We start from the raw sequence: 20,957 nt of genomic DNA, 5'->3' as shown, positions 1-20,957 counted from the left end.
ACTATGTTATTAACAGTATTAGAAAACACCCCTTTTGCAGGATTAGTAGGATTAGGAATTGCAGGATTGTTCATTTTTATATTGCTAACAGCAATGATAAAAAGATATAAAAGATGTCCTTCCGATAGAATTTTAGTTGTATATGGTAAAGTAGGAGGAGGAGAATCAGCCAAGTGTATTCATGGAGGAGCAGCTTTTATCTTTCCAGTAATTCAAGATTATGAATTTTTAGATTTGACACCTATTTCAATAGAAGTGAGCTTAGTGAATGCTCTTTCTAAACAAAACATTAGGGTAAATGTCCCTTCCCGTTTTACTATAGGAGTCTCTACGGAGCCTGGGGTAATGCAAAATGCAGCAGAGCGTTTACTAGGACTTGGACAGAATGAAATTCAAGATTTAGCGCAAGAAATCATCTTTGGTCAGTTACGTTTAGTAGTTGCTTCAATGGATATTGAAGAGATAAATTCAGATAGAGATAAGTTTTTAGCAAACATTTCTCAAAGTGTAGAATCAGAATTGAAAAAGGTAGGACTAAAGTTAATCAACGTGAATATTACAGATATTGTTGATGAATCAGGCTATATAGAAGCATTAGGAAAGGAAGCAGCGGCACATGCAATTAATGCAGCTCGTAAATCGGTTGCAGAAAAAAATAGAGATGGTTCTATTGGAGAAGCAAATGCAGTTCAAGATCAAAGAACTCAAGTAGCAGCCGCAAATGCAAAGGCAGTAGATGGAGAAAATACAGCTAAAATAGCAGTAGCAAATTCAGATTCTTTACGTCGTCAAAGAGAAGCGGAAGCAGAAAGAGTAGCAATAGCAGCTGAAAAAGTACAGTCAGCAAAAGCATTAGAAGAATCATATGCGGCTGAAAAAGAAGCAGAGTTATCAAGGGCAGAAAGAGAGCGTTCTTCTCAAATAGCTGATGTGATTGTTCCTGCAGAAATTGATAAAAAGAAAGTAGAAATTGATGCAGAGGCAGAAGCAGAAAAAATACGAAGAAGAGCAAAAGGAGAGGCAGATGCTATTTTATTTAAAGCACAAGCTGAGGCAGCAGGAGTATATGAAGTGCTAACAAAGCAAGCAGCAGGTTTAGATCAAATAGTGAAGGCAGCAGGAAATGATTCTAAAAATGCAGCCCTATTGTTAATAGCGGATAAATTACCCGAGTTAGTTAAAACACAAGCAGAGGCAATTAAAAATATTAAAATAGATAAAGTTACCGTTTGGGAAAATGGAGGCGGTAAAGATGGAAAATCATCAACTTCTAACTTTATATCAGGAATGTATAAATCAGTACCGCCATTGCAAGAGATGTTTGATATGGCAGGAATGCAGCTTCCAGAGTATTTAAAGGGAAAAGAATTACCATTGGAAAATTCAAAAGCAATAGAAGTCAAACCTTCCGATAGTAAAAAATAAACAAGTAAAAAATTCCACTACTAAAGTGGAATTTTTTATTTTTGACAACACTAACAATAACTCAAAGAATATGAGCGAAGTAAGACATGATTGGACGAAAGAAGAAATTCTAGCAGTATATAATAAGCCTTTAATGGAGCTTTTATATGAAGCAGCCACTATACATAGAAAATATCACGATCCTAATACGGTACAAGTAAGTACACTAATATCCATAAAAACAGGAGGGTGTTCTGAAGATTGTGGGTATTGCCCACAAGCAGCTCGCTATCATACTGATATAGAAGGAAATGATTTGATGACGGTAAATCAAGTCAAAGCACAAGCTCTAAGAGCTAGAGAAAGTGGATCTTCAAGAGTTTGTATGGGAGCTTCTTGGAGAAATGTAAAAGATGGACCTGAGTTTGATCAAGTTTTAGATATGGTGAGAACCATAAATAAGTTGGATATGGAAGTTTGTTGTACGCTAGGAATGGTAACAGAAAATCAAGCGAAACGCTTGGCAGAAGCAGGTTTATATGCTTATAACCATAATATAGATACTTCTGAAGAATATTATGATGATGTTATTTCTACTCGCGCTTTTAAAGATAGAATTGATACTATTGAAAATGTTCGTAAAACGAATGTAACTGTTTGTTCGGGAGGAATTATAGGAATGGGTGAAAGTTTAGAAGATAGAGCAGGTATGCTAGAAACACTTACTCGTTTTTCTCCTCACCCAGAGTCTGTTCCAATAAATGCTTTGGTAGCAGTTGAAGGAACCCCTTTGGAAGAGCAACCTCCTATAAATATTTTTGAAATGGTTCGTATGGTTGCTACTGCTCGTATTGTATTGCCAGATTCACAAGTGCGTTTGTCAGCAGGAAGAACACAAATGAGTAGAGAAGGGCAAGCTATGTGCTTCTTTGCGGGAGCAAACTCTATTTTTGCAGGAGATAAATTATTAACAACTCCAAATCCTGATATTAATGAAGATATGAAGATGTTTGAAAGTTTAGGGTTGAATACGCAAAAACCTTTCTTTAAACACGAACAAAGAGAGTCTGTTGAAGCTAAAGATTCAAAATTAGAAGCCTTAGGAGAAAAGCCTAAATGGACCAGACCAGATTATAAGATAGAGCGTAATGAGCAAGCAAAACAAAAAGCAAAAGAACTTAGATCGCAAGCATAAAATAAACAACCCGCTACTCTAGTGGGTTGTTTTTTAACAAATAAGCATATAAAAAGTATCAGACCATTTTCTTAACTTTGTAAGCTAAATTTTAGGGAATATGGGATTGCAATTACAGGAAATTGATAGGGTTGAGACAATAACAAAAGAAGACTTTATTAAAAATTACTTTAAGCCTCAAAAGCCTGTCGTTATAGAACGTTTTATTGAAGACTGGCCAGCATATAAGAAATGGAGTTTGGATTATATGAAAGAGGTTGCAGGAGATAAAGAAGTACCTTTATATGATAACAGACCTGTAGATTATAAAGATGGCTTTAATGAACCTCATGCTACTATGAAAATGAGTGAGTATGTTGATTTGCTAAAAAAAGAACCAACAAAGTTTCGTATTTTCTTATGGAACATTTTAAAAGAAGTACCAGTCCTTCAAAAAGATTTTTCTTTTCCAGATTTTGGATTGCGTTTAATGAAAGGACTGCCAATGCTTTTTTTTGGAGGTAGAGATTCTTATACCTTTATGCATTATGATATCGATTTGGCAAATATTTTTCATTTTCATTTTGAAGGAAAAAAACAATGCATTTTATTTGATCAGAAACAAAGTAAGTATTTGTATAAGATACCACATTCTCTAATTACGAGAGAGGATATAGACTTTGCAAACCCTGATTTTGAGAAATGGCCAGCCTTAAAAAAGGCAAAAGGACATGTAGCTAATCTAGAACACGGAAATGTGTTATACATGCCTGAAGGATGGTGGCATTATATGCGTTATATTACTCCTGGTTTTTCAATGAGCCTAAGGGCTATGGCACGAAACCCTAAAAACTTAGGAAAGGCAATTTATAATGTATTTGTAATGCGTAATTATGACAATTTAATGCGTAGAATAAAAGGACAAAAGTGGATAGATTGGAAAAATGAACAAGCTATTGTAAATACAAAATAGTAATTAATCTATCAATTGTTAGATCATAAAAAATGCGCTTGAATAGTTCAAGCGCATTTTTTAGCTTTTTAAAATATACTAGTCTTATTTGAATAGTTTGAATATGTCGTTTCCGTTTGCGAAAATTAGCAGTACCAATAATAATACAAATCCAGTAACTTGAGCATATTCTAAGAACTTATCACTAGGTTTTTTTCCTGTAATCATTTCCCAAAGTGTAAACATTACATGACCACCATCCAGAGCAGGTATTGGTAGTAAATTCATAAAACCTAGCATTATTGATAGAAATGCGGTAATATTCCAAAAAGATTCTGCACTCCATTCAGAGGGGAAGATACTTCCTATAGAAATAAAACCACCTAACCCTTTATAGGCACCAGTACTAGGATTAAAAATCTTTTTTAATTGCTTTACATAATTAGTTAATGTAGTCCAAGCTTTTTCAGTTCCAGCAGGAATAGCTTCTGCAAAAGAATATGACTTTTCTGATAATTTATAATACCCTAATTTTTCTAAGTCTTTCATCGGAAGTTGCCCTAAGCTCACTCCCAATTTACCTTGATTTGTAACCTGTACAGGAATGATTACCTCTTTATTTCCTCTTTTAACTTTAACCGTTGTTGTTTTTCCTTTTAAGATGTTTAATTGGCTTTTAGCTTCATCGAAATAAGTAATAGGAGTATTTCCAATTGCTGTTACAATATCTTTAGACTGTAATCCACTATTAGTATTAGGAGAATCTTTAGAAACTCCACCAATCACAAAAGGATAGCGAGGGGCTATAAACGGACCTGCAGCTTTATCACGTTCAATTAACTTAGAGATAAAGTCAACAGGTATCTTTTTTTCAAGAATCTGCCCATTTCTTTCAATAGAATAATTATTTCCATTAATGAACTCTGGAGTGAGCTCTCTGAATTTTTTAATTTTTTGACCATCAATAGTTAAAATTTTATCTCCTGTTTCTAATCCCAAATCGGTAGCTAAAGAATCTTGTACCCAAATACCATCTTTTAAACTATCATTAGGTAAGAATTTTTCACCGTATGCATACATTAACATGATGTAGATAAAAATACCTAACACGAAATTTACAAAAACTCCACCTAGCATAATAATCAAACGTTGCCATGCCGGCTTAGAGCGAAACTCCCAATCTTTAGGTGCTTCTTTCATCTGTTCAGTATCCATACTTTCATCAATCATTCCTGCAATTTTAACATAGCCTCCTAAAGGAATCCAGCCGATACCATAAACGGTTTCTCCAATTTTCTTTTTGAACAATGAGAATTTATAATCAAAAAATAAATAGAATTTTTCTACCTTAGTTTTAAACAATTTAGCAGGGATGAAATGCCCTAATTCATGCAGCACAATTAAAAGAGAAAGACTTAGTATGAATTGCGATGCTTTTATTAATATTTCCATGTAGTTTTTTATATCAAAAATTAAAACGCACAAATGTACGTTTTTATGTAGAGTTCTAAAAAGAAAGTAGCTTTAGCTATTTTTCTTTTAACAAAGTTTTAGAAATAGTACCTTTTTCTGTTGTTATTTTAACAAAATAAGTTCCTTGTTGTAAGTTTTTTATGTTTATGTTTTTTGTTTTTGGATTTATGTTTTCAAAAATAACTTGACCTAGTGCGTTATAGATGCTTAACTTTTCTATCTTGATGATGTTACCTGTTATTATTCTTAAAGTTTCTCCTGCAGGGTTAGGGAAGATTGAAATAGCATTGTCTAAGACTTCATTTTTTACGTCTAGGGTAAGGTTATTGGATTTTGAAATAATATCGCTTTCTGGATCAAAAATTAAAGTTGAAATATCAAAAGAAGTTGTATGGTTAAATACTTGTCCATTATTAGTGTGCGCTACTTTGAAAACTTCCTCTTCTCCATTAGTTCCAATAACCTTAAAAGTGAGAGGCATTTCGAAAAAAGAAACACTATTGTGAGATGGGGTTTGGTGTACCGTAATACGTATTGATTTTCCATAGTTGTCTGCTTGAATTTGATAGCTAGGATAGCCTTCTCCAGTGTACCAATCATTAAAAAACTCCGTTAAATCTTGGCCGCTAGCAGTTTCTAAATGTTGTTTTAGTTGGTAGGTTTTAGCATAGCCATAGGCCAATTCAGGATCTTGTAAATAAGCTTTAATTCCATTGAAAAAATCAGTATCGCCTAGTTTATAACGTAACATATGAACAAGCATAGCTCCTTTGTTGTAACTTAAACGAGAGCTAAATATTCTACCGATAGAGGTTGTGTCTGTACAAAAAACAGAACCAGAACTTTGTGAGGTAATACTGCTAGTTTTTCTTTTTTTCCAATTAATAAAGGCTTCCTTGCCGTCTAAATTTTCAACGGTTAATCCAGTTAAATAGGTAGCAAACCCTTCATTTAGCCAAATATCTTCCCAAGAACCACAAGTAATTTTGTTGCCAAACCATTGATGTGCTAGTTCATGAGCAATAAGACCGCGGCTGAAATTTCCCATAAAAGAAATGGTAGTATGTTCCATTCCTCCTCCCCATCCAAATTGAGCGTGCCCATATTTTTCGTTAGCAAATGGGTAAATTTCAAACAAATCACCAAATAAATTCATGATATCCACAGTAACAGGTGTTTGGCTTTGTGCTGAAATTAAGCTTTCAGGATAAACGTAATTATCTATGCTGAAATTACCATTAGCAACATGATGAGAGTATTTGCTATAATTAGTTACGGCAATGGCTATTAGGTAAGCGGGGATTTTATATTCGTGCCTCCAATGAGTTGTTTTAGTAGTTCCTGAGGTAACTTCAGATTTTAATAAACCATTAGATACTGCGGTATATTCAGAAGGGGCATTGATATAAACGTCGATAACATCTATTTTATCATTCAAGTCTTGTTTACAAGGCCACCAACCTTTTGCTCCGTAAGGTTCAGAAAGCGTCCATAATACAGGAGTTCCATTATGGGTTCCTACCTCAAAAGAGCCAAAGCCACTACTTACAGGATTTCCACTATAGGTTACGGTTAATGAATCTAAAGTACCTGAACTTTGAGTAGAAGGTAACGTAATGATAAGTTCATCATTGGAATTGGTTGTAAAAGGAAGGTTTGCACCTCTTTGAGTTACAGAAGATACGGTTAGGTTATTAGCCATGTCAAACACAATTTTATTCATATTCATATTGGCAATGAAATGAGTAGTTACATGACCGCTAATATGTGCTTTTGTAGGATCAACATTCCATACCAATCGGTGGTACTTTACATCATAGTTAGTAGTGTTTGCGTTGTTTTGAAAGTGCATTTTTTTCAAACCAGCTTTTTTTTCAGCGAGAATGAGCTCTTTTAAATAAGAATCTTTATAAAATGTTTTTTTTTGACTGAAAATAGAGAAGGATAAAAGGCAAAATAGTAGAGAAAGATATTTCATTAGAACCTAATTTTGTAAATTTGAAACGTAAATATAATTACTTTTGATGAATCTTCAATTTTTTAAAAAATCTAAATATACACTGATTTTTATAATCGTGTTTTCTGCAATAGCAATTCCTGTGTTTTATCATTTGTTAAAAGTAGATAAAAAACTACGGATATATAATCCAGTAGATTTTAACCCTCGGTTAGTGGATGCCTCTGTAAAACACGTAAAAAAGAATCATACAATTGCTGATTTTAAGCTTGTAAATCAGAATGGAAAAATCATCACCAATAAGAATTACGATGGAAAAATTTATATAGCTGATTTCTTCTTTACTCGATGTCCTTCAATTTGCGTTTTAATGGCGGATAATATGATGAAGCTACAAGAGTATTATAAAAATGATGAAGATATTATGTTCTTATCACATTCAGTAACTCCTGTTATTGATAGTGTTTCTGTGCTAAGAGCATATGCAAACAGAAAGGGAGTTATTGATGAAAAATGGAATGTAACTACAGGAAGTAAAAAACATATTTACGCATTAGCACGTAAAAGTTATTTTGCAGTATTAGACGAAGGGGAGGGAGATGAAGATGACTTTATTCATACGGAAAATTTTGTTTTAATTGATAAAGAGCGTAGAATAAGAGGTTCTTATGATGGAACAGATAAAAAAAATATTCAAAAAATCATTGATGATATTCAAATGTTAAAAGAAGAATATAGCAGAAGGTAGGTTATAATTTATTTCCTTCATCATCAAAATTCTTATTCAATTCTTGCTCTGTTTTTATTACGGATACAGCTAAAGAAAGAATCATAATAGCCATTGGCTGCCAATTTATATTTGGATTTAAATAAACAAAAAGCATCGCTGAAACAAAAGAAATTGCTGAGTAAATTAAAAATTGCTTATTAAAAAAAGAATTGGCATATTTCCATACAGTGTCATTTTTCATTGCTTTATTGGTTCTATACCCATAAATTGAATTTATTTTTTTAGGAGGAAAGAAGTAAAAAACAATGCTAAGAGCAAATAGCAGTCCGTTTACCGATAATACATAATAATAAGGATTCATTCGTTTAGTTTTTTATAGATGCAATGATATTTTTTAAAAATAAATTCATATCTGCATTTTTGGTTAGTCCCATTCTAACAACCACCATTTCTTGATCTGGCAAAATAAAGACATTTTGACCTTGATACCCATTAAAAGAGTAAGTATTTTTTGGAATATCAGGATAGTGCCCTTTTGTATTTAGCCATATTTGAGCTCCATATCTACCATTGGAAGTAGGGGTAGGAGTTGTAGCATAGTTTACCCATTCTTTGTCGAATAAATTTTCGTTATTCCAAGTTCCATTGTGTAAATATAACAACCCTAATTTACTCCAATCTCTTGGAGTAGCCCAAGCGTAGGAAGATCCTACATAATTACCTGATAAATCGGTTTCAATAACCATAGAATTCATACCTATTTTATCAATTAAAGCCTCGTACCAGTAGTTTAAGTAAGTTTGATGAGATCCAAGGATCTTTCGTAAAATTCCAGAAAGTAAATTGGTAGTTCCAGAGGAGTAATTCCATGTTTGATTTGGCTTCCCTATTAAAGGTTTATTTATTTGACTTCTGCTCATATCTGGTTCTAAAAACAACATTTTGGTAACATCAGAAATACTATTATAATCTTCCGTCCATTCCAATCCACTATTCATTTGTAGTAAGTTATGAATAGTTATGTGTTGCCTTTTATCGTTTTTCCACGCATCTATTGGAGCAGTATCGCGTATGTTTATTTTACCTTGATGTTGTAGGATTCCAAAAAGGGTACTTGTAATACTTTTTGTCATGGACCAACCTAAAAGTTTGGAATCTTTATTAAAGTTATCAGCATATCTTTCTGCAATAATATGATCTTTATACACGACCAATGCTGCCCGAGTCTTATGAATAGGATTGAATAAAAAAGAAATAGCTTCATTTAGCTTTGTATAATCAATATTCGAAAAAATAGAGTCTTTAGGAGTGGCATTTCCATAGGGGTATGGAATAGTATTATTAGGTAGGCTCCGTGCTGGTACAAGAACAGGTTTCTCTGTACTTACTCCATCAATGGTTAACACACTTCCTATTCCTTCTCTATAAACAGCTTTTCTTTTAAGGAGCCCTATTGCTGTGGTAGTAACCTGTTTTTCGCTGTTATTAATAACATCTTTAGCTAAATTTATAGGGAAGAAATTGTGATCTGTTTCATCCGTAAAATCAGCATTTCTTCCTGCTAAAAAAACGGCAGAACTCATGTTTTTTGCAGAATAACCAGCAATGATATTAAGTTTTGAATAGTTGTAATAAATAGTGGTTGTTAGTAATATACATACTATAAAAAAGATGCGCTTTGTTGATTTCACAGAGAATTGTTTTGAAATAAATTGACTTATAGAATAAGGATACTAACAAATATAAGAATTTATGTAGCCCTTTTTAAGTAATTTTAAAAAACAACAAGTACCTTTGTTTTCTTAAATAGTTTAGAAATGTTTTCGGTAGAAAAAATACGTACAGATTTTCCTATTTTACAAAGAACTGTAAACGGAAAGCCATTAGTTTACTTTGATAATGCAGCAACTTCTCAAACACCTAAAGTAGTAATAGATGCAATTGTTGATTACTATTCGGGGTATAATGCAAATATCCATAGAGGAGTACATACATTAAGTCAGGAAGCAACAGATAAATATGAAGAGGCGCGTATTAAAATTCAACAACACTTTAATGCAAAGCATCCTTATGAGATTATATTAACTTCTGGTACAACAGATAGTATTAATATTGTAGCTTCTGGATTTGCTTCTTTACTGGAAGAGGGAGATGAGATAATTGTTTCTGCATTAGAGCATCATTCAAATATTGTGCCTTGGCAAATGCTTTGTGAAAAAACAGGGGCGGTCTTAAAGGTAATCCCTATGAATGAAGATGGAACATTAAAAATGACTATCTATCATGAATTGCTAAACTCAAAAACAAAATTAGTATTTTGCAATCATGTTTCCAATGCACTGGGAACTATTAACCCTATTAAAAAACTTATTCAAGCAGCTCATAAATTTGGAGCATATGTTTTAATTGATGGAGCACAAGCTACGCCACACATTAAGCCTGATGTACAAGATTTAGATGTTGATTTTTATGTGGCATCTGCTCATAAAATATGTGGCCCAACAGGGGTGGGACTATTATATGGAAAAGAAGCATTATTGCAAAAGTTACCTCCTTATCAAGGAGGGGGGGAAATGATTGAAACCGTAACATTTGAAAAAACTACATATGCGGGATTGCCACATAAATTTGAAGCAGGAACACCTAATATTTGTGGAGGGATTGCTTTTGGTGTTGCGTTAGATTATATGAATAAAATAGGTTTCGATGCTATTGCTGCTTATGAAAATGAGCTATTAGCATATGGTACTGAAAAGTTGAAAGAAATAGAAGGATTGACGATTTATGGGACCGCTGAAAAAACGGCTGTAATTTCTTTTAATATTGAAGGAGTGCATCCGTATGATATAGGAGCTATTTTAGACAAATTAGGAGTTGCCGTAAGAACAGGCCATCATTGTGCGCAACCAATAATGAATTTTTATGGCATCCCAGGAACAGTAAGAGCTTCTTTCGCTTTTTATAATACCAAGCAAGAAATAGATGTTTTGATAGAAGCAGTAAAAAAGGCTAAAAAAATGTTAACCTAAGGTCTTTTATGGTAATTCTAAAAGATGTATATTTGAAGCATGAAAAAGAGTTTAGGTTACCAAACAACAGTTGATTTTTACGATTGTGACGCTGCAATCATAAACACCACAACTTCCATAAAAAAAATTTTAGAGAAAGCTGCTCAAATCATGGATTTATCTGTGGTAAATACGACCATTCACGAATTTTCCCCTATAGGAATTAGTGGGGTTATTGTGATTAAAGAAAGCCATATCGCCATTCATACTTGGCCGGAGCATAAGTATGTTGCATTAGATTTCTTTACATGTAATAAGTCTTTTGATTTAGAGGAAGGGATATTGTGGATCAAGGAGCAGTTTAAATCAAAACGGTTAGAGAAAAATTCAAGTCAACGAGGTTTTTTAGAGAAGATCATATAATGTTTATTAAGCAAAAAATAGCATTATTATTTGATGATGAAAGAAGACCTTTAGAAAAAGGTGAATTTGTAGAGTATTTTATTTCTTCATTGATTATTATTAACGCTATAGCTATATTGCTAGAGTATTATAATTTATTGTCAATAATTCCATTTTATATACTTTATCTGATAAAAGTAGATTTAAGGATGCTTAGTCTGTTAAGGCTTGTAAAGTTGAAGAGGTACTTTAAATCGTTAAGTATTATAAAAAACGAAATTATAGGAACCCTTTTTCTAGTGCTTATATTACTTATTTTATCATCAATGTTAATGTATAATATAGAGAAAATAGCTCAATCAGAAGCGTTTCAAAATATAGAACAAGCGTTATGGTGAGTAGCAGCAACGTTGACTACTGTTGGTTATAGAGATATTTATCCTGCAACAGGAATAGGTAAGATATATAGCTTTATTAGGTATTGGTATTGTTGCGTTACCAGCAAGAATCATCAGTTCCGTTTATATTGAAGAGATAAGAAAATTAAAGGAAATAAAAAAATATTGTGAATGCCCGCATTGCGGAAAAAAATTAGTTGATATGTTTTGGAATAGCTCAAAAGAATATGATTTAGACAAGTTGAAAGTAGGACACACTTTTACTTTATATAAGAAGAAATGGGAAATTAAAGAAATAGGCAGGTACGATTGGCGTATGGACAATTCTAGTGTAGAATATAAAATCGTTTCGGGGCATCAGGAAGCTTTTTTGGAAGTGGAATTTTATAAAGGAGTTTATGAAGTTACTTATTCAGAAGCTGTTTCTATAGAGGATACACGTTTAATTGAAGCAATTTGTACAGAAGAAATTGTATATGAAAATAAATTGTTTCAATTAGATGAAAAATATAGTGGCGATTATAAAAACCTAACAACTTCCTCTCCTAGAGAAAATTTAGAGTGCTTTTTGTTCTATACAGGGGAAGAAGAGTTGTTAACTATTGAAAGATGGAGTGATGGAACATACGAGGCCTTTTTAGGAGAAGAATTAAAAGCAAAAAAAATAAAAGATATAAAAGAAAATTAAATATGAAAAAAGTATTACATGTATTCCTGGTAGGATTCTTGTTGATGGGATGTTCAAAAGGTAGCAAACCACCAAAAACAGTGGCTATTGAACCTACAGAAAGAATTATTAAGCAATATAAAGGGAAAGAGTTTTCAATTGTTTTAGATGATATGAAAATAGAAGAGGAACCTAGCTTGATGGTTTATCAGCAAAAGTATAAGATATTGACTTTAAAAAAGGATTCCTTGCATGTTAAAAAAACACCTTGGGAAACGGTGAATAAAAAATTTTTTAAAGCACATGAGAATGATTTAGGAATGGAAATCGTATCTAGTCATAATGGGAAATTATCTAGAGTAGCAAGGCCGGTAGGATTTGGGTGGGCTATTGGGAATAAGAAACATGGAGAATGGGAAGCCGTTCAAAAAGATTCAACTAATAAAAGTTCGACAAATCATTCTTCTCAACGACGTTGGAAAACATATTCTTCAAGTCCATTTTTTTGGCTTTGGTTAGGGTCGAGAAGAAATATTTTTAGAAATGATTATAGTGGCTTTCAGTCTTCTAATCATAGAGGGAGTTCTTATTATGGAAATAAAGATGCCAGAGGGAATTATACTTATGGAACGAGAAGTGCACATGAAAAGACAGCAAGAAGTTCTTTTTTCTCAAGAAAAAAAGAGCATACAAATAGATGGAATAGTTTGAGTGGTACATCATCAAGGAGTTCGTCAAGGTACTCAAGCGGTTCATCGACTAGATCTCGTTCTGGTGGTTACGGAAAATAATAGCTTTGAGATATACTAAAAAACAAAAATCGTTTGCGTTAAAAGTAGCTTTATTTGCTACTGGAATTAGCGGAATTGTAGCGGAGTACATCTTGTCTACATTGGCATCTTATTTTATAGGAAATGCTATTTTACAATTTACCCTAATCGTGTCCATTATGCTATTTGCGATGGGATTGGGTAGTCGGTTAAGTAAAAAGTTTACAAAGCAAGTAATTGCTTACTTTATTGTTACAGAGTTGATTTTGTCAGTGTTAGTGTCCTTTTCTGCATTGATATTGTACGTAACTTATGGAGTTACGGATGTTTCTTGGTTAGTGATTTATATTTTATCTATTGCTATAGGTTTGCTCATAGGACTTGAAATTCCATTTGCAACAAGAATTAACGATGAATTTGAAGAACTCCGATTAAACATATCGAATATTTTAGAAAAAGATTATTTCGGTAGCTTAATTGGAGGCCTTTTCTTCGCTTTTGTAGGACTCCCATATCTAGGTCTTACCTACACACCTTTTATGCTAGGAATATTGAACTTGGGAGTTTCTTACTATTTGTTTAGGGTTTTAAAGGAATATGTTCCTATCAACATAATAAAGAGATTACAACTGTCCTATATTATTGTTACGTTATCAATTCTTTTGGGGCTATATTTTGCAAAACCTATCGTAAAGTTTGGAGAACAGGTAAAATACAAAGATAAAATAGTATATACTGAGCAAACGAAATATCAGAAAATTGTATTAACAAAATGGAAGGAATGGCATTCTTTGTATATAAATGGAAATCAGCAATTGTCTTCTTTTGACGAGTTTATGTATCATGAGCCTATGGTGCATATCCCTATGCAGTTAGCAGGAGCTACTAAGAATATCTTAGTATTAGGAGGGGGTGATGGCTGTTTGGCGAGAGAGGTTTTAAAGTATCCTAATGTTGAAAAAATAACATTAGTAGATTTGGATGAAAGGATGATTGATTTAGGGAAGAACCATGAGGTATTAAAAGAACTAAATCAGAATGCAATGAATAATTCTAAGCTAAAGATTGTGATTCAAGATGCCTTTAATTTTTTAGAAGAGGTAAAAGAAAGGTATGATGTTATTTTTGTAGATCTTCCAGACCCTAATAATGTTGATTTAAATAAATTATATACAAAAGAGTTTTATAGCTTATGTAATTTAAAATTGCAAGAAACAGGAATCCTTATTACGCAGGCAGGAAGTCCGTATTATGCAACTAAAGCATTTTATTGTATTGATAAAACAATGAAAGCAGCGGGTTTGCGAACGATGCCAATGCATAATCAAATACTTACTTTAGGAGAGTGGGGCTGGGTTATGGCTAAGAAGAAAGAGATATTATTAGAGCAGATAAAGGCAGTTAAGGTAACTTCTTTAAATTTAAAATGGCTAACTAACAGCGCACTCCCTCAGTTAACTTCGTTTGGAAAACCTCTAGTAGATACTACAGGAATACAAATCAATACTATTTTTTCTCCCAAACTTTATACTTATTATAGACAGGGTAATTGGGATTTGTATTAAAGAAATTTTTCTGATTTTTAGATGTGTTTTTAAGCATATTGGTAGATTTGGTTGTTTAAAAATGACGTTTTTTTACTTTTTTTGTTAAAAAAATATTTTTAATGTATTATGTTGTTTTTCGCTTCCCAAGTGATTGGTAAAGGCTTTGCGAGGTAAATATTCATATTTAATAAAAAGATTATTTATATAATAAAAAACTATATATTTGAAATCGTCAATGAAAATAGTTTTTTATTAGTTTTATATCTGTTTTTTAACAGTTTTATTGTATTAAATATTTTTCATTAACTTTTTTAACACGTATTTTGTGTTTCGTAACAAAATAATTTAACTAAATTTAATTTTCACAACATGAAAAGAGTATTTTTATCGTTAGCCGTAGTCGCTGGGGTTTTAATTGGGTGCCAAGGAAGTTCAACTGATATACCTGTAAGTCAAGAGGCAAAAATTGATATGAGCGATTTTTACGTTCATACAGATTCTGATGATACAGAAGAGAGGGGAGCAAGCGGGGAAAGATGTCATTCAATGAAGGTGCTAAATAGGCAGTTGAGGCAGAATCCGAGTTTATATAAAAAGATGTATGATGTAGAGTATGCTACAAGAAAAAATATAGCAGCAAAGGGAAAACCAGGAGGCGGAAAGCCAGGAGGTGGAGGAAACGGGGGAGATGTAGATGTAGCCCCTATTGAAGATGGATTAGGAATTATTAATATTCCAGTTTATGTTCATATTGTTTATCCGAATGCAAATGTAATTTCTGATGCTCAAGTAACTTCTCAAATGAATGTGTTAAATTCAGATTTTAGGAGTATTAATACAGCGCAACTCCCTTCAGGAACTACTTTTGCAAATGATGCAACAGATGCAGGGTTTAGTTTTTCTCTAGAAGGGGTGTTTAGACATAATGATTCTAGATCTTCTTGGGGAACTAATGATGCCATAAAAAGTGCTTATCCTCCTATAACACCTTCAACTCATATGAATATTTGGGTTTGTGAAATAGGTGGAGGTATTTTAGGGTATGCTCAGTTCCCAGGAGGAAGTCCTTCTACAGATGGTATCGTATTAGGCGGAGATTATTTCGGTATTACAAGTGGTTCATATGGAGGAGGAAGAACAGCCACCCATGAAGTAGGTCATTATTTAAACTTACGTCATATTTGGGGTGATGGTAGATGTCGTCAGGATGATTTTGTAGCAGATACACCATCTGCAGATGCTTCTAACGGAGGTTGTCCAACATTTCCAGATGTAAGTTGTAAAAGTGCAGATATGACGATGAATTATATGGATTATACTTATGATGCTTGTATGTATATGTTTACAGATGGTCAACGTAACAGAATGAGAGCTATTTTTGCCTCAGGAGGTGCAAGGGCTTCAATGATTAACTAAGTGGGAAACTTCAATATCTTAATTTAAGATAAATAAAGAACTCTTTGGATAATTTATTCAAAGGGTTTTTTATGGGATAAAGGATCTCTAAAATAGCATCCTGCTAAATTTAAGAGTAATGAAGAGTTGACAATAAGAATATTAAATAATGGCATAAAAGTTGTATATTGTGCAGTAGAAATGTATTTATTAATCAACAAAAAATAAGAAAAATGGGATTATTTTCATTTATTAAAGATGCTGGTGCTAAGGTATTTGGTATTGGTAAAACAACTGAAGAAGAAGCAGTAGAAAAAGCAATGAAATTAGTGGATGCAGTTAAAGCGCTAGATCTATCTGTGGAAAATTTATCTGTGAGCGTAGAAGAAGACAAAGCGGTTGTGTCAGGAGAAGCGGCGGACTTACCAACAAAAGAAAAGGTAGTTTTAGTGATAGGGAATACAAATGGTATTGCTACTGTAGAAGATAATATGACAGTAGCAGAAGTGGAAGTTATAGAAGAAGAAATAATGGCTCAGTTTCATACAGTAGAACGTGGAGATACGCTAGGTAAAATAGCAAAGGAATATTATGGAAATGCGATGAAATATCCTGAAATTTTTGAAGCTAATAAACCAATGCTGTCTCATCCTGATAAGATTTACCCAGGACAAGTATTGAGAATCCCACCTTTAATGGATTAGTTATTAGATCAATAAAAATAACAAGTGCTGCGTTTCGTGGCACTTTTTTTTTGAAAGTAGTGGTAAGATGGACGTTTGAAAAAAGAAGGTGTTAAAAAGCTTTTTTTTGTTTAAAAATTAATAATTATCTGCACCTTTGCGGGGTAAATAAAAGAGATTATAAGTTCATGAACACTAGAACACTTCCGCTTGTTGCGGCTTCAATTGCAACAATAATTTATGGGGTAACATTCACCGTTGCAAAAGAAGTAATGCCTTTGTATATTAAACCTTTTGGTTTTATCCTTTTAAGAGTCCTTGGAGCTACGATTGTTTTTTGGCTATTGGGCTTATTTGTAAAGGGGCAATCCATTGAAAAAGGAGATTATAAAAGAATTATAATGGCTTCTTTTTTCGGGATAGGATTAAATATGCTATCTTTTTTTAAAGGATTGAGCTATACTACGCCTATTAGTGCTTCAGTAATGATGGTGATGTCTCCTATTTTAGTGTTGATTTTTGCAAGTATCATATTAAAAGAAAAATTAATTCCTCGTAAAATAGCAGGAGTAGCTATTGGTTTAATAGGAGCGATTGTTTTAATAGTTTATGGAAACTCATCATCTGTAAATGCTAAAAATATGGTGTTTGGAAACTTTTTAGTTTTTATAAATGCAGCATCTTATGCAATGTATTTAGTAATTGTAAAAGAGTTAGTTTCTAAATATAACCCCATTGTTTTTGTTAAATGGCTGTATTTATTCGGGTTGCTATTTGTGGTTCCTTTTGGTTTTTTAGAACTCATGGAGGTCTCATGGAGTACAATGCCTATGAATATTTATGCCAAAGTTGGATTCGTTGTTTTATTTACTACATGTGTGACTTATTTGTTCAATTTGTTTGCATTATCTAAATTAAAACCAACAACAGTAAGTGTTTTTATATATTTACAACCAGTTATTGCTTCTATATATGCATTATTGGTGGGAAGTGATAGTTTAAATACAATAAAAATTTCTGCAACATTGTTAATATTCTTAGGGGTGTATTTAGTAACCAAGCAAGTAGCTACAACTCCCAACAAATAACTGTATATTTGCCTTCCATAAAAATGAAATTATGATACAGTCAATGACGGGATATGGAAAGTCCATATTACAATTACCAACTAAAAAAGTAACGATTGAAATTAAATCGTTAAATAGTAAAAATCTTGATCTAAATGTTCGTATTCCGTCGTATTATAAAGAAAAAGAGCTGGAAGTAAGAAAGAAGTTAGCTTTTAACTTAGTAAGAGGAAAAGTTGACTTTTCTATTTACATAGAAATGACAGCTGATGAAACTTCAACAGTAATTAACAATGCAGTAGTAAGAGAGTACATTCAGCAGTTAAGAAATGTAACTCAGGCTGGATCTTCTGATGATATTGAACTTTTGAAAATGGCTGTTCGTATGCCGGATGCCTTAAAAACGGAAAGAGAAGAACTAGATGAGGAAGAATGGAGTCAAATTAATGAGCACATTGAAGAAGCTATCAAAGAAATTGTAAAGTATAGGATAGATGAGGCAGCTTCTTTAGAAGAGGATTTTAAATTAAGAATTGCAAATATAAAACTAGCATTAGAAGAAGTAAAAGCACTTGATGGAGAGAGGATAAAACATGTAAAAACACGTTTAGAAAAAGCTTTAGCAGATCTAAAAGTTGAGGTAGATGAAAATCGTTTTGAACAAGAATTAATTTATTATTTGGAAAAACTAGATATTAATGAAGAAAAAGTTCGTCTAGCAAATCATTTGGACTATTTCTTACAAGAGTTAGCAAATGATACATCTAATGGAAAAAAATTAGGGTTTATTGTTCAAGAAATAGGAAGGGAAATAAATACTACAGGATCTAAGGCTAACTTTGCTCCAATGCAAAAATTAGTTATTCAAATGAAAGATGAGTTAGAAAAGATAAAAGAACAAATTTTAAACGTTTTATAGCAAAATGACTAAAGAATTTAAAGGAAAACTATTTGTGTTTTCAGCACCCTCAGGCTCAGGAAAAACAACAATCGTACGTCATTTACTGGCTCAAGAACGATTTAATTTAGAGTTTTCTATTTCAGCAACTTCTCGTAATCCTAGAAGCAATGAAAAAGAAGGAGTAGATTATTATTACATTTCATTAGAAGATTTTAAGCAGAAAATAAAAAAAGAAGAATTTTTGGAATGGGAAGAGGTTTATAGAGATAATTTTTATGGAACTCTAAAGACGGAAGTTGAACGGATTTGGGCAAAAGGTAAGCATGTAATTTTTGATATTGATGTTAGAGGAGGATTAAGAATTAAAGAAAAATTCCCAGAAGAAACTTTAGCGGTCTTCGTAAAACCACCAGATATTAATGAACTATTAAAGCGCTTAAAAAAAAGAGGAGAAGAGAGCGATGAAAAAATAGCAGCAAGAATAGCAAAGGCACCAATAGAATTAGCCACTGCACCTATGTTTGATAAAACAATAAAGAACTATGATTTAGCAGTAGCTTTAAAGGATGCAGAGAGCTTAGTAGATGAATTTTTAGGAACCTCTCCAGTATAATCATGTCAAAGAATATAGGTTTATATTTCGGAACATTTAACCCCATACATATAGGGCATTTAATAATCGCGAACTATATGGTAGAAAATTCTGATTTAGATGAAATATGGATGGTGGTAACTCCTCATAATCCATTTAAAAAGAAAAGTACATTATTGGATAATTACCATCGGTTAGAAATGGTTTTTAAAGCTACAGAAGGATATGATAAAATAAAACCTTCTGATATTGAATTTAATTTACCTCAGCCGAATTATACGGTACATACTTTAGCTCATATTTCGGAGAAGTATCCAGATCATCAATTTAATTTGATAATGGGAGAGGATAATTTAAAAGGGCTTCATAAATGGAAAAATTATGAAACAATTTTAGAAGACTATGAAGTATATGTATATCCTAGGATTTCGGAGGGTAAGGTAGCTACTCAGTTTGATAACCATCATAAAATACATAGGGTAGAAGCCCCTATAATACAAATTTCTTCAACAATGATTCGAAATCAAATTAAGGAAGGAAAAAATAGCAAACCATTGCTTTCTGCTACCGTCTGGAAATATATTGATGAAATGAATTTCTATAAAAAATAGCAAAGTTTATTGGAAATAAGCGGGAGGTATAATGTTGCACCTCTCGCTTATTTTTTTCATTGTGGTTAATATGAATTCGTTTCTCTAATCAAATGAATATATACAGGGTAATGATCACTATACCCTCCTGTGTATTTCCCCCTTGAAAAACTTCTTTTAGGATACCCTTTATAACGCCCCTTTTTGTTTATTAGAAATTGTTTATTAAAAATGGAGGCATTGAATAATTTATAAGATGAAAAATCTTTTTTATTCTTATTTAATAGAGAAGAACTAATTAAAATTTGGTCAAATAAATGAAGTTGGTCTCTATGCCCGAGCGTACTAAACCCTCTTCGGAACATATCTTCATAAGGATTGTATATGTCTTGTTTATTTACATTGCGTTTTTTACGCTTAGTTTTTAATACATTTTTGAAGCTACTATTAATAGGGTCATCATTAAAATCTCCCATAATTAGTATTTTACCGTTTTCGTCTTGATTTCTAATCTTTTGAATGATTTGAGTAACTTTATAAGCTGCTTTTTCTCTTAAAGGACTACTTTTTTCCTCTCCACCTCTACGAGAAGGCCAGTGATTTATGATGATGTGCACCAATTCGTTGTCCAAATATCCTGTAACTAATAAAATATCTCGCGTATGCTTTTTTCTGTTTTCTACATAAATATTAGGATTGAATACTTCATAATGCGTAGGAGTAAAGTATTTTTTTTGATATAAAAGAGCTACGTCGATACCTCTTTCGTCAGGAGAATCAAAATGGATAATATCATACATACCTTTCAGTTTTTTAGTATTTATTAGGTTTTGTAAAACAGTATTGTTTTCAGCTTCGGCAATTCCTAGGATAGCTGGACTTGTTTTTGTTTTTTCTTTTCCTATTTGGGAAATTACTTCGCTTAATTTAGCAATCTTATCCCAATATACCTTGCTTCTATTTTCACGAAGTTTCATGATAGGGCTAGCTTCATCATTTTTGGTGATGTCATTGATGGTGTCAAATAAGTTTTCAAGGTTATAAAAAGCGACGGTTCTTATATCGTATCTTTTTTTTTGTTGAGAAAAACAGATAGTGATACTTAATATAAAAATAAGTGTGAATATTTTCTTCATAGGTTTAAAGTTTGCTATAAAATAAATAAAAAAAATGTTTTTTTAAATGACAAATAATGTTAAATGTTGATTTTTAAATAGTTACATTTGAATTGGAAAAGAAAAATCGAA

The 20,957-nt window shown here is 32.4% G+C and carries 21 protein-coding genes; 16 read left to right on the top strand and 5 right to left on the bottom strand.

Going from position 1 to position 20,957, the window contains the following annotated elements; all coding sequences use genetic code 11:
• Positions 1-3 precede the first annotated feature (3 nt).
• From MARIT_RS14745 to MARIT_RS14735, 3 genes are all read left to right on the top strand, one after another.
• The gene (locus tag MARIT_RS14745) at positions 4-1,425 is read left to right on the top strand and encodes a flotillin family protein (RefSeq protein ID WP_024741042.1); all 1,422 of its coding nucleotides are present in this window, start codon (positions 4-6) and stop codon (positions 1,423-1,425) included.
• A 70-nt stretch (positions 1,426-1,495) separates the two neighbouring features.
• Positions 1,496-2,599, top strand: a complete 1,104-nt coding sequence (gene bioB, locus MARIT_RS14740; RefSeq protein ID WP_100211910.1) for a biotin synthase BioB — start codon at positions 1,496-1,498, stop codon at positions 2,597-2,599.
• A 100-nt stretch (positions 2,600-2,699) separates the two neighbouring features.
• Positions 2,700-3,551 (top strand): cupin-like domain-containing protein, encoded by an 852-nt coding sequence (locus MARIT_RS14735; RefSeq protein WP_024741040.1) that lies wholly within the window; start codon positions 2,700-2,702, stop codon positions 3,549-3,551.
• An 84-nt stretch (positions 3,552-3,635) separates the two neighbouring features.
• Here the strand turns inward: MARIT_RS14735 and rseP are convergent, their stop codons facing one another.
• Positions 3,636-4,982: an RIP metalloprotease RseP gene (gene rseP / locus MARIT_RS14730; protein WP_024741039.1), complete on the bottom strand. Its 1,347-nt coding sequence runs from the start codon at positions 4,980-4,982 to the stop codon at positions 3,636-3,638.
• Between the two features lie 76 nt (positions 4,983-5,058).
• Positions 5,059-6,855 (bottom strand): M1 family aminopeptidase, encoded by a 1,797-nt coding sequence (locus MARIT_RS14725; RefSeq protein ID WP_231975166.1) that lies wholly within the window; start codon positions 6,853-6,855, stop codon positions 5,059-5,061.
• A gap of 172 nt (positions 6,856-7,027) precedes the next feature.
• Here MARIT_RS14725 and MARIT_RS14720 point away from each other — a divergent pair, with 172 nt between their 5' ends.
• Positions 7,028-7,708 carry an SCO family protein gene (locus MARIT_RS14720; protein ID WP_100211909.1) on the top strand — a complete coding sequence of 227 codons (681 nt, stop codon included), beginning with the start codon at positions 7,028-7,030 and terminating at the stop codon, positions 7,706-7,708.
• 1 nt (position 7,709) lies between these two features.
• Here the strand turns inward: MARIT_RS14720 and MARIT_RS14715 are convergent, their stop codons facing one another.
• On the bottom strand, positions 7,710-8,051 hold the full coding sequence (locus tag MARIT_RS14715) for an SdpI family protein (RefSeq protein ID WP_100211908.1): 342 nt from the start codon (positions 8,049-8,051) through the stop codon (positions 7,710-7,712).
• 4 nt (positions 8,052-8,055) lie between these two features.
• A complete protein-coding gene (locus tag MARIT_RS14710) occupies positions 8,056-9,381 on the bottom strand; it encodes a serine hydrolase domain-containing protein (RefSeq protein WP_231975165.1) in 1,326 nt (441 codons plus the stop codon).
• Between the two features lie 126 nt (positions 9,382-9,507).
• On the opposite strand from MARIT_RS14710, the gene MARIT_RS14705 reads away from it, so the two are divergent.
• The 12 genes from MARIT_RS14705 (at position 9,508) to nadD (ending at position 19,731) form a co-directional block, all read left to right on the top strand.
• A complete protein-coding gene (locus tag MARIT_RS14705) occupies positions 9,508-10,719 on the top strand; it encodes an aminotransferase class V-fold PLP-dependent enzyme (RefSeq protein WP_024740252.1) in 1,212 nt (403 codons plus the stop codon).
• Positions 10,720-10,758: 39 nt separating this feature from the next.
• Positions 10,759-11,121 (top strand): adenosylmethionine decarboxylase, encoded by a 363-nt coding sequence (gene speD, locus MARIT_RS14700; RefSeq protein WP_024740251.1) that lies wholly within the window; start codon positions 10,759-10,761, stop codon positions 11,119-11,121.
• Entirely contained in the window at positions 11,121-11,498 is a 378-nt protein-coding gene (locus MARIT_RS15695) for a hypothetical protein (protein ID WP_024740250.1), read from the top strand. Before speD ends, MARIT_RS15695 begins: the two co-directional genes overlap by 1 nt.
• A 202-nt stretch (positions 11,499-11,700) precedes the next feature.
• Positions 11,701-12,186 (top strand): DUF4178 domain-containing protein, encoded by a 486-nt coding sequence (locus MARIT_RS14690; RefSeq protein ID WP_024740249.1) that lies wholly within the window; start codon positions 11,701-11,703, stop codon positions 12,184-12,186.
• Between the two features lie 2 nt (positions 12,187-12,188).
• Positions 12,189-12,956, top strand: a complete 768-nt coding sequence (locus MARIT_RS14685; RefSeq protein ID WP_157926301.1) for a hypothetical protein — start codon at positions 12,189-12,191, stop codon at positions 12,954-12,956.
• Positions 12,957-12,961: 5 nt separating this feature from the next.
• Positions 12,962-14,500 carry a polyamine aminopropyltransferase gene (locus MARIT_RS14680; protein ID WP_100211905.1) on the top strand — a complete coding sequence of 513 codons (1,539 nt, stop codon included), beginning with the start codon at positions 12,962-12,964 and terminating at the stop codon, positions 14,498-14,500.
• A 351-nt stretch (positions 14,501-14,851) separates the two neighbouring features.
• Complete coding sequence (locus tag MARIT_RS14675; RefSeq protein WP_100211904.1) at positions 14,852-15,898, top strand: zinc metalloprotease; 1,047 nt, start codon at positions 14,852-14,854, stop codon at positions 15,896-15,898.
• Between the two features lie 212 nt (positions 15,899-16,110).
• Positions 16,111-16,581 (top strand): peptidoglycan-binding protein LysM, encoded by a 471-nt coding sequence (gene lysM / locus MARIT_RS14670; protein ID WP_100211903.1) that lies wholly within the window; start codon positions 16,111-16,113, stop codon positions 16,579-16,581.
• 167 nt (positions 16,582-16,748) lie between these two features.
• Entirely contained in the window at positions 16,749-17,648 is a 900-nt protein-coding gene (locus tag MARIT_RS14665) for a DMT family transporter (RefSeq protein WP_024740244.1), read from the top strand.
• A gap of 31 nt (positions 17,649-17,679) precedes the next feature.
• The gene (locus MARIT_RS14660; protein WP_231975164.1) at positions 17,680-18,546 is read left to right on the top strand and encodes a YicC/YloC family endoribonuclease; all 867 of its coding nucleotides are present in this window, start codon (positions 17,680-17,682) and stop codon (positions 18,544-18,546) included.
• 4 nt (positions 18,547-18,550) lie between these two features.
• Positions 18,551-19,141, top strand: coding sequence for a guanylate kinase (gmk, locus tag MARIT_RS14655; RefSeq protein WP_024740242.1), 591 nt, complete (start codon positions 18,551-18,553; stop codon positions 19,139-19,141).
• A 2-nt stretch (positions 19,142-19,143) separates the two neighbouring features.
• Complete coding sequence (gene nadD / locus MARIT_RS14650; RefSeq protein WP_024740241.1) at positions 19,144-19,731, top strand: nicotinate (nicotinamide) nucleotide adenylyltransferase; 588 nt, start codon at positions 19,144-19,146, stop codon at positions 19,729-19,731.
• Between the two features lie 65 nt (positions 19,732-19,796).
• Here nadD and MARIT_RS14645 read toward each other — a convergent pair whose 3' ends face one another.
• On the bottom strand, positions 19,797-20,846 hold the full coding sequence (locus MARIT_RS14645; RefSeq protein ID WP_024740240.1) for an endonuclease/exonuclease/phosphatase family protein: 1,050 nt from the start codon (positions 20,844-20,846) through the stop codon (positions 19,797-19,799).
• Positions 20,847-20,957: the final 111 nt, after the last annotated feature.

It is taken from the genome of Tenacibaculum maritimum NCIMB 2154 (assembly GCF_900119795.1).
GTDB lineage: Bacteria > Bacteroidota > Bacteroidia > Flavobacteriales > Flavobacteriaceae > Polaribacter > Polaribacter maritimus.
This window is presented reverse-complemented; position numbering and strand designations above follow the sequence as displayed.

What these genes read in the sequence shown, in the direction of transcription:
- MARIT_RS14745 (WP_024741042.1), top strand. Translation starts at nt 4, where the DNA reads ATGTTATTAACAGTATTAGAAAACACCCCTTTTGCAGGATTAGTAGGA.
- bioB (WP_100211910.1), top strand. Translation starts at nt 1,496, where the DNA reads ATGAGCGAAGTAAGACATGATTGGACGAAAGAAGAAATTCTAGCAGTA.
- MARIT_RS14735 (WP_024741040.1), top strand. Translation starts at nt 2,700, where the DNA reads ATGGGATTGCAATTACAGGAAATTGATAGGGTTGAGACAATAACAAAA.
- rseP (WP_024741039.1), bottom strand. Translation starts at nt 4,982, where the DNA reads ATGGAAATATTAATAAAAGCATCGCAATTCATACTAAGTCTTTCTCTT.
- MARIT_RS14725 (WP_231975166.1), bottom strand. Translation starts at nt 6,855, where the DNA reads ATGCACTTTCAAAACAACGCAAACACTACTAACTATGATGTAAAGTAC.
- MARIT_RS14720 (WP_100211909.1), top strand. Translation starts at nt 7,028, where the DNA reads ATGAATCTTCAATTTTTTAAAAAATCTAAATATACACTGATTTTTATA.
- MARIT_RS14715 (WP_100211908.1), bottom strand. Translation starts at nt 8,051, where the DNA reads ATGAATCCTTATTATTATGTATTATCGGTAAACGGACTGCTATTTGCT.
- MARIT_RS14705 (WP_024740252.1), top strand. Translation starts at nt 9,508, where the DNA reads ATGTTTTCGGTAGAAAAAATACGTACAGATTTTCCTATTTTACAAAGA.
- speD (WP_024740251.1), top strand. Translation starts at nt 10,759, where the DNA reads ATGAAAAAGAGTTTAGGTTACCAAACAACAGTTGATTTTTACGATTGT.
- MARIT_RS15695 (WP_024740250.1), top strand. Translation starts at nt 11,121, where the DNA reads ATGTTTATTAAGCAAAAAATAGCATTATTATTTGATGATGAAAGAAGA.
- MARIT_RS14690 (WP_024740249.1), top strand. Translation starts at nt 11,701, where the DNA reads ATGTTTTGGAATAGCTCAAAAGAATATGATTTAGACAAGTTGAAAGTA.
- MARIT_RS14685 (WP_157926301.1), top strand. Translation starts at nt 12,189, where the DNA reads ATGAAAAAAGTATTACATGTATTCCTGGTAGGATTCTTGTTGATGGGA.
- MARIT_RS14675 (WP_100211904.1), top strand. Translation starts at nt 14,852, where the DNA reads ATGAAAAGAGTATTTTTATCGTTAGCCGTAGTCGCTGGGGTTTTAATT.
- lysM (WP_100211903.1), top strand. Translation starts at nt 16,111, where the DNA reads ATGGGATTATTTTCATTTATTAAAGATGCTGGTGCTAAGGTATTTGGT.
- MARIT_RS14665 (WP_024740244.1), top strand. Translation starts at nt 16,749, where the DNA reads ATGAACACTAGAACACTTCCGCTTGTTGCGGCTTCAATTGCAACAATA.
- MARIT_RS14660 (WP_231975164.1), top strand. Translation starts at nt 17,680, where the DNA reads ATGATACAGTCAATGACGGGATATGGAAAGTCCATATTACAATTACCA.
- gmk (WP_024740242.1), top strand. Translation starts at nt 18,551, where the DNA reads ATGACTAAAGAATTTAAAGGAAAACTATTTGTGTTTTCAGCACCCTCA.
- nadD (WP_024740241.1), top strand. Translation starts at nt 19,144, where the DNA reads ATGTCAAAGAATATAGGTTTATATTTCGGAACATTTAACCCCATACAT.
- MARIT_RS14645 (WP_024740240.1), bottom strand. Translation starts at nt 20,846, where the DNA reads ATGAAGAAAATATTCACACTTATTTTTATATTAAGTATCACTATCTGT.